The sequence below is a fragment of the Sandaracinobacteroides hominis genome (assembly GCF_016464365.1).
Classification (GTDB): Bacteria; Pseudomonadota; Alphaproteobacteria; order Sphingomonadales; family Sphingomonadaceae; genus Sandaracinobacteroides; species Sandaracinobacteroides hominis.
Genome location: NZ_JADCUC010000001.1, coordinates 931,611 through 939,109, shown reverse-complemented (window position 1 = coordinate 939,109; position 7,499 = coordinate 931,611). Strand labels below are relative to the sequence as shown.

Here is a 7,499-nt window from a genome sequence, read left to right as displayed (position 1 = left end):
TCGACCCACGCACCTCCATCCGGTGCTCATTTTGGTGCTCCACGACCAGTCCCTCGCAAACTCAGTTGCAGGACGGCATGCCCGAACTCACATCAAGTCAAAACCACGGGACCCGCGCACCGCTTACATCCGGTTGGTGAGGCAGTTTAGGGAGCCGGTCACGGTCGCCACGGCAGCACCATGATGAGGTTAGGCTTTCCGTCCGCTTCGACGGGCGGGGCGGATCAGCGCCGGGAAGCTCGGATCATCCGCTTGGCGAGGTAGTGCATGTCGCCCCGCAAACGGTCTTCCGGCCACACCGGGCACGCCAGCCCCGGCGAAGGTAAGACGAAGCCGTGCCCGCCATCGCCCCGCTGGTATCATACGAACTGGCCCTGATGGTCAGGGTGGAAAGGACCGCACCCAAGGCGACCGGCGCAGCGTCCCCGATCCCGGCGAGGCGCAGGACGGCCGCCATTGCCGTATTCTCGCAATTTCCTGAAACGGGCGCTCCATCCGCGTCCTCGATTGGCAAGGTCTGACCGAAGACCGCCGCCGCCAAAGCGGCGTCTCGCTCGTCTTCCCGCAACGTCCGTCACCAGCTTTTTTCCGCCGCCTTCGGCTTTGCATCGCGAAGCAAAAAAGCCGTCGTCGGCCGCCTTCCACGTTGTTCCAGCCCCGAGGGGTGCGGGGCCGATCGTCCCCAGTCTCACGACCACCATCGAGGTCGCAATGGTGCGGCCCGACAGGAAAAGGAATACGACAATGGCGACCATCGGCACCTTCACCCAGAACGAAAACGGCGCGGGATTCACCGGCGCGGTCAAGACCCTGACCCTCAATGTCAAGGCCAAGTTCGTCCCCAGCGAGGGCGACAGCGAGCGCGGCCCCGACTTCCGCATCTTCGCAGGCGCCACCGAGTTCGGCGCGGCCTGGAGGAAGACCGCCCGCGAGACGCAGCGCGAATACCTCTCCGTCAAGCTGGACGATCCGAGCTTTCCCGCACCGATCTACGCCAGCCTGGTCGAAGCCGAGGACGGAAAATCCCACAACCTCATCTGGTCCCGCCGCAACGGCGACTAAGACCGGCTCCCCGAATTGCCCCGCTCAACCGAGCGGGGCTTCTTTTTGCTCATCTCCGCCGCCTTTCAGGAAACAAGGAGATCAGGATACACGGCTTTCCGGTGTTCAGGTTTTGCGTATCCCGATCGGATCTTCTCCCCGTCCTCCGCTTTGCTCTGGCCGGGCCGGTTGCTTGGGGGCGCTGCCCCCTGGCGCGGCACAAGGGCAGCCGGGCGGTATCCCCAGCCTTCCGCGCGGATATGCGCTGCGCACTCTCGTCATGACTTCGATCCGCCTGTGCAGGCTGGGTGATCCCCCTCCGGCCCGTCCGCCCTTGCGCCTTGCACCCCCCGGTCTCGGCGACGGCCAGGGTTGCAGCGCAGCGCTGCGCTCCAACCCAGACCAAAAGGATCAAGATCATGACCTATCATCACCTTGCCACCCGGTTCGGCCGCAACAGCCATCAGATCAGCGGGCGCGAAGCGCTCGACAACGAAGCACTTTATCGGCACGTCCCATCCATTTTCGCCCGCGAGGCCCATGACAGCCGGTCGGAGCGTTACGTCTATGTTCCCACCATCGACATTGTGGAGGGGTTGCGCCGGGAAGGATGGTTCCCGTTCTTCGCCGTGCAGTCGGTTCCACGCGACGGCAGCCGCCACGGCCACGCCAAGCATATGCTGCGCCTGCGCCGGGATGATGGCATCGGCAAGCAGGAGGCGGCGGAAGTCATCATCGTCAATTCCCATGACGGAACCAGCAGCTACCAGATGTTCGCCGGAATGCTGCGTTTCGTCTGCACCAACAGCCTTGTGGCGGGCGAGCGGTTCGAGGACGTGCGCGTTCCCCACAAGGGCAATATCCAGCATGACATTATCGAAGGCGTCTATACCGTCGCGGAGGACTTCCCCCGGCTGATCGACGCCAGCGAAACCATGAAGGAAATCCAGCTTGGCGAAGATGAGCGCCGCGTTCTGGCCGAGGCCAGCCTTGTCGCCCGCTACGGCGAAGAGGAAAGCCCCGTTCGCCCGGATCAGATCATCCAGCCGCGCCGCCGCGAGGATGTCGGGCAAAGTCTTTGGATGACCTACAACGCCATTCAGGAGAACATGATAAGGGGGGGATTGCATGGACGCCGCCAGACTTCGGACGGCCGCATTCGCCGCAGCCAGACCCGCGCCATCAACGGCATCGACCAGAATGTGACCCTCAATCGCGCGCTCTGGACGCTGGCCGAGGGCATGCAGCGCCTCAAGACCCGATGACCGCAGAACCGTAGAGCCGGAAAACCGGCTCTACGGATTTCCGCTTTCAGGCTTTCAGATTGCCCAATTTTTCGCCGATCCGGCTTGGCGGATCGGCGGTGCGGCCATGCCGGGACACGGCCGCAGCTCGCCGGGCTATGCCCGGCTCGCGAATCCAGATAACCACTGTTAAGACGAAAATAACTAAGGAATTTATCGAGTTACCGACACCACTTATACCCTTGGTGCAGCTACAGTCGCCGCCTGAAATCCAGCAGCCTTCCAGTTCGGGTCTGCCTTGTGCGACCCGCCATTGGGAGAAGACGCCATGCTTAGCATCGACTGGCGTGTTCCGGCGGCTTACAAGCACACCAAGAATTTGCCCGCTGCCGGTTTCGCCTGGGAATATCTTCGTCGCAACGACGAGTATCGCCATGACTTCAACGCCATTGCCCTGACCGAAGAACCCGGCGCGAGGCAATTGGAGCGCTTCGCACAGCGCTGGGGGTTGCGATTTCGCAAGCGACCCCGACGCATCGCCTGATAGCCATACCCCGTTCTGGTCTCCGCGCCTTCAGCCGCAAGCGGTCATGCTGTCGCCTGTCGAAAAGGAGGCCGCAGAAACCGAGCCGCTGGTCGCGCTCGCCCATCTCGATGGTCTCGATCTGCGCCGCGCGGCCGATGGCTGGCATGGCGTCTGGCAGGTCGACGACATCGCGCACCAGTTCTGGTTGCCGGACGCGGTGCCCGACGCCGCAGCCTTCTATGCCGTGACCTTGCCGATGGATTCATTTCTGGAGCTTCGCGCCCATGCCGCACGGCGTCTCTGGCGATCTCTAACACGGCGGCCGCCTGGCCCGCCTATCGGCGTTCTACCCGACCAGCTCCGGGAATGGCATATCCTGTCCCTGCGCGCGCTTGATGCTCGTCTGCGCGGTGAGAGCTATCGCGCCATCGCCGAAGTCCTGCTCGGCTTCCACGGCACGAAGGAGGATTTTGAAGGCGATCCAGCCAAGAACAAGGCCCGTCGCCTCGTCGCCCACGGCATCAGGATGATGCGCGGCGGCTATCGCCTGCTGCTGCATTATCCGATCAAACCCGGCAAAACCTGAGTACGGCCAGTATTTGCGGTTGCCGACGATACCGAGCGTCACGCCTTATTGGCGGCAGCCTGTTCCAAAATCCGTTTGTAGCCCTCGCGTGAGAGCCATTGTGCCCGTTCCAGATGGCTTTGCCAGCATCGCCGTGTCCGCAGTTCTTCGGCGACCGGATCGCGGTGCAGCACGATTCGCGCCACTTCCTTCCAGTCCGCATTTTCGGCCTTCGCATCGAGAAGGCGCAGATAGGTCACGAAATGCCGCTCGTCATAGGGGGTGATGATGTCGCCCGTCGGCGCGAGGTCATCCACTTCGGGATCGAGTTCGACAGATGTTTTCATTGTTGCTCCCTTCTTCCAGAAGAGTTTTTGCGGTGCGCCCCCGCAAACAAACTCTCTGACTCCTGGTGATCGGGGAGTTAGTAACCGTGACTAGACGGCCCCATGGCCTTTAGCTCGGAAAGCCTGTTGTATACGCCACAGGCTCCCCGACCATAGGGTCAAGGAGTATGGTGCCGTCACGGCCGACACCAACCGCTAGTCAGGGGTTACTACGCCCCCGGAGCAGCGCGTCTGCTCCACCTGTATTCTTAGCCGAACCGCGCGCGAATGTCTTTGGCAATTTGGTGCGACGTGCTTTGAGTCACTGAAATATCTCGCCTTTTCCGGCTGACTATCAGCCGTCAGGGGGTGCCGCCAGCGCATAGGCGCAAATGCGGCACGCTACAGGCCGCCGATCCCTCGCCATCGTTCGCCACAGCCCGCTGTCGCTTCGGCAGCCGCCTGTCTGACGAATTACGAGGTGATTCCCTATGGCCGTTCGCAACCCGGACCTGCCACCGCGCCTTTTGCGCACAAAGGAAGCCGCACGCTTCCTCGGCCTGTCCATCCGCACTTTAGAAAAGCACCGCACCTATGGCACCGGCCCGACCTACCGCAAGGTCGGCGGCCGCGTCCTCTACGCCCTGCGCGATCTGGAAGCATGGAGCGCCATCGGCACCCGCAAATCCACCAGCGACAAGAATACCGGCACGGTCTTCGCCGCTCGCCCGCTGACGCCGCAAGAGCGGGACGAACTGTAAATGCTGCGCGACGACGACCCCAGACCCGCACAGCCGAGCGAAGACAGTGAGCGCACCCGCCTGGACCCGTTCATCGTGGCGACCGGCGACGCCGCCCCGCGCGACCAGCGCGATTTGATGGAACGGCCCTTCTTCTCGCTGGCGAAGCGCCCCCGCACCACGCCGATCCTCTACCGGGCCGCCGATGTTGAGGTGCAGGTATTCGCCATGCCCGAACATGGCATGGCGACGATCTGGGACGCCGATGTGCTGATCTGGGCCGCTTCGCAGATCGTCGCGGCCGAGAATGCCGGCTTTACCACGTCGCGCTTCTTCCGCTTTATGCCCTATCAGCTCCTACGCGCCGTTGGCCGGTCCACCGGCAACCGCGACTATCTGTTGCTGAAGGCCGCGCTTGCGCGCCTGCAATCGACCGTCATCGCCACCACCATCCGCAACGGCAAGCATTGGCGGCGGCGGCAATTCTCATGGATCAACGAATGGGAAGAGATGACGACGCGCGCCGGCCGCGTCGAAGGCATGGAATTCGTCCTGCCCGAATGGTTCTACAACAGCGTCAGCGACCGCTCGCTGGTTCTGACCATCGCCCCGGCCTATTTCCGGCTGACCGGCGGCATCGAACGCTGGCTCTACCGCGTCGCCCGCAAACACGCCGGACGACAGCCCGAGGGCTGGGCGTTCGAGATTTCCCACCTTCATCAGAAATCCGGCAGCGCGGCGCGGCCGTCCGACTTCGCGCTCGATCTGCGGCGGATCGCGGCCCGCCAGTCGCTGCCCGGATACCTGCTCCAAACCGAATGGGAGGACGGGCGCGAACTACTGCGTTTTCTGCCCGAAAACCTATCCACAGTGCCTGTGGATAACCATGTTAATCCTATCGGGACATTAGGCGCACGCAGTATCGGGACATTAGGCGCAAATCGCGCGCCGGACTCTATAGAAGAATCTAACAAAGAATCTAACTCTTCTTCTTTGACGCGCGCGCACGCGATGCGTGGTGCCGGTGCCAGTGCTGGTTCCGGCCGCCGAGGTGCGCCATGATCGTCGCGCTCCTCAACCAGAAGGGCGGCGTCGGCAAGACCACGCTGGCCCTGCATCTCGCCGGAGCCTGGGCCGCGCAGGGACGGCGCGTCATCCTGATCGACGCCGACCCGCAAGGCTCCGCGCTCGACTGGTCGCAGACGCGCAGCCATGAGGGCCTGCCGAGGCTGTTCAGTGTCGTCGGCCTGGCCCGCGACACCTTGCACCGCGAAGCCCCGGAGCTGGCCCGCGACGCCGATGTCGTCGTCATCGACGGGCCACCCCGCGTCGCCGGTCTCATGCGTTCGGCGCTGCTCGCCGCCGATCTGGTGCTGATCCCGGTGCAGCCATCCCCCTTCGACGGCTGGGCCTCGGCCGAGATGCTGGCGCTTCTAAAGGAAGCGCGCATCTACCGGCCCGAACTCGCCGCCCGGTTCGTCCTCAACCGTTGCGGCGCGCGCACCGTCATCGCTCGCGAGACGGCCGCGACGCTGGCCGACCACGATCCGCCCTTGCTCGCCGCCACCATCGGCCAGCGCGTCGTCTTCGCCGATGCCGCGCAGTCCGGGCGGCTCGCTTCCGAGATCGACGACGGCAGCCCGGCCGCGCGCGAAATCATGGCGCTGGCCGCCGAGATCGGCCGTCTCGGCGTCGGGAGAGCTGCTCCATGAGCCGCGCTCCCCGCAAACCCGACTTCGCCTCCCGGCCGGGCAATGCCGAAAGATGGATCAGGGCGGCCGAAGCTCCGCCAAGCGGCGAGGCCGCCGGCGAAGCGTTCACTGCCCGCCTGACCATCGACATCACGCCCGAACTGCGCGGGCGCATCAAGGTCGCGGCGTTCCGGCGCGGCATCACCGTCGCCGACATGCTGCGCGACCTGCTCGCCAGCGAATTTCCCCCCACCGAAGGAGATCCGATATGACCGGCAACGCGGCCCGCCGCTTGCACGGCCGTCCGTTGCCGGACGGGCCTGCGCTCTTCACCACATTGGTCGAGCTGACCTTCGACAAGCGCAAGGTCGAGCGCTGGATACGCTTCGGCCGCAAGAGCTACGAACAGATCATCGACCGCCGCCGCAGTATCGTCGGCTTCGCGCCCGAGAGCGTCTTCGCCTTCGTCCGCTGGGCTTCCGGCGAACATGGCACTGTCGTCTCACGCATCGACATCGTGCGCGCCATCGGCCGCGGCGAACCCTTCCAGACGCTGCCCTTCGTGCGCCCCGGCGGTGACATCCTGTTGCGCCTCGATAGCTGGGCGAAGGTTCAGCGTGTGCTTGCCGCCATCGACGCGGTGGAAGCGCTCGGCCTCGATCCGGCCGACGCCGCGCCCGACCACTGGCGGCATGTCCACAACCGGCTGACCGCCGGCCTGGAGCCGCACGCCTACACGCCCGAGCGTCATGCGGCGTGGATCGAACGTCGGAGGATCGCGCCATGACCCGGTTCGGCTACGTCATGGTGACGTATTTCGCGGCGATGGGCGTCGCCATCGCGGCCTTCATCCCGACGCCCACGAAACTGATCTGGAACGCCACGGCCAGCGCGCCAATCGGCTTCTACACCATCGAGCCGGCTGACCGGATCGGTGTGCCCGAGCTGGTCGCCGTCATGCCGCCCGAACCGCTCGCCGACTTCATGGTCGAGCGCGGCTATGTCGGGCGCGGTGTGCCGCTCCTTAAGCGTGTCCTTGGCCTTCCTGGGCAACGGGTGTGCCGCTTGCGATCGACGATCACCGTGGACGGGATCGAGATGGGCGAAGCGCTAGAGCGTGACCGGATCGGCCGCGATCTGCCCGTCTGGCAGGGCTGCCGCGTCATCGGCGACGGTGAAATCTTCCTCATGAACTGGGAAGTCCGCGATAGCCTCGACGGCCGCTATTTCGGCCCCATCCCCGCAAGTTCCGTCATCAGTCGGGCGCTGCCGCTCTGGACCGATGAAGAAGGCGACGGCCGCTACGAATGGCGTGCTCAGATCAGCGCAACGCCACAATGACCGCTTTCCCATCAGCGGGAGCGGT

The 7,499-nt window shown here is 64.5% G+C and carries 11 protein-coding genes; 10 read left to right on the top strand and 1 reads right to left on the bottom strand.

All coding sequences use genetic code 11. The features are described 5' to 3' along the window. The first annotated feature begins 744 nt into the window (after positions 1 to 744). The 4 genes from IM784_RS04730 (at position 745) to IM784_RS04715 (ending at position 3,397) form a co-directional block, all read left to right on the top strand. A complete protein-coding gene (locus tag IM784_RS04730) occupies positions 745 to 1,062 on the top strand; it encodes a DUF736 domain-containing protein (protein WP_112948905.1) in 318 nt (105 codons plus the stop codon). A 398-nt stretch (positions 1,063 to 1,460) separates the two neighbouring features. Further along, complete coding sequence (locus IM784_RS04725) at positions 1,461 to 2,306, top strand: DUF932 domain-containing protein (protein ID WP_199554170.1); 846 nt, start codon at positions 1,461 to 1,463, stop codon at positions 2,304 to 2,306. 307 nt (positions 2,307 to 2,613) lie between these two features. Further along, a complete protein-coding gene (locus IM784_RS04720; RefSeq protein WP_199554078.1) occupies positions 2,614 to 2,829 on the top strand; it encodes a transcriptional regulator domain-containing protein in 216 nt (71 codons plus the stop codon). 46 nt (positions 2,830 to 2,875) lie between these two features. Beyond that, on the top strand, positions 2,876 to 3,397 hold the full coding sequence (locus IM784_RS04715) for a DUF2285 domain-containing protein (protein WP_199554077.1): 522 nt from the start codon (positions 2,876 to 2,878) through the stop codon (positions 3,395 to 3,397). A gap of 38 nt (positions 3,398 to 3,435) precedes the next feature. Here the strand turns inward: IM784_RS04715 and IM784_RS04710 are convergent, their stop codons facing one another. Further along, complete coding sequence (locus IM784_RS04710; RefSeq protein WP_199554076.1) at positions 3,436 to 3,723, bottom strand: DNA -binding domain-containing protein; 288 nt, start codon at positions 3,721 to 3,723, stop codon at positions 3,436 to 3,438. 470 nt (positions 3,724 to 4,193) lie between these two features. Between IM784_RS04710 and IM784_RS04705 the strand changes: the two genes are divergently transcribed. From IM784_RS04705 to IM784_RS04680, 6 genes are read left to right on the top strand one after another with little or no spacing between them, the layout of a single operon-like run. Then, on the top strand, positions 4,194 to 4,463 hold the full coding sequence (locus IM784_RS04705) for a helix-turn-helix transcriptional regulator (protein WP_199554075.1): 270 nt from the start codon (positions 4,194 to 4,196) through the stop codon (positions 4,461 to 4,463). Then, positions 4,464 to 5,504, top strand: coding sequence for a replication initiator protein A (locus tag IM784_RS04700; RefSeq protein WP_199554074.1), 1,041 nt, complete (start codon positions 4,464 to 4,466; stop codon positions 5,502 to 5,504). Further along, positions 5,501 to 6,154: a ParA family partition ATPase gene (gene parA / locus IM784_RS04695; protein WP_199554073.1), complete on the top strand. Its 654-nt coding sequence runs from the start codon at positions 5,501 to 5,503 to the stop codon at positions 6,152 to 6,154. The genes IM784_RS04700 and parA overlap by 4 nt, the downstream gene beginning before the upstream one ends. Then, positions 6,151 to 6,405, top strand: a complete 255-nt coding sequence (locus IM784_RS04690; protein WP_199554072.1) for a hypothetical protein — start codon at positions 6,151 to 6,153, stop codon at positions 6,403 to 6,405. Before parA ends, IM784_RS04690 begins: the two co-directional genes overlap by 4 nt. Further along, a complete protein-coding gene (locus tag IM784_RS04685) occupies positions 6,402 to 6,920 on the top strand; it encodes a DUF2840 domain-containing protein (protein ID WP_199554071.1) in 519 nt (172 codons plus the stop codon). Before IM784_RS04690 ends, IM784_RS04685 begins: the two co-directional genes overlap by 4 nt. Beyond that, entirely contained in the window at positions 6,917 to 7,474 is a 558-nt protein-coding gene (locus IM784_RS04680; RefSeq protein ID WP_199554070.1) for a S26 family signal peptidase, read from the top strand. The genes IM784_RS04685 and IM784_RS04680 overlap by 4 nt, the downstream gene beginning before the upstream one ends. Positions 7,475 to 7,499 lie beyond the last annotated feature (25 nt).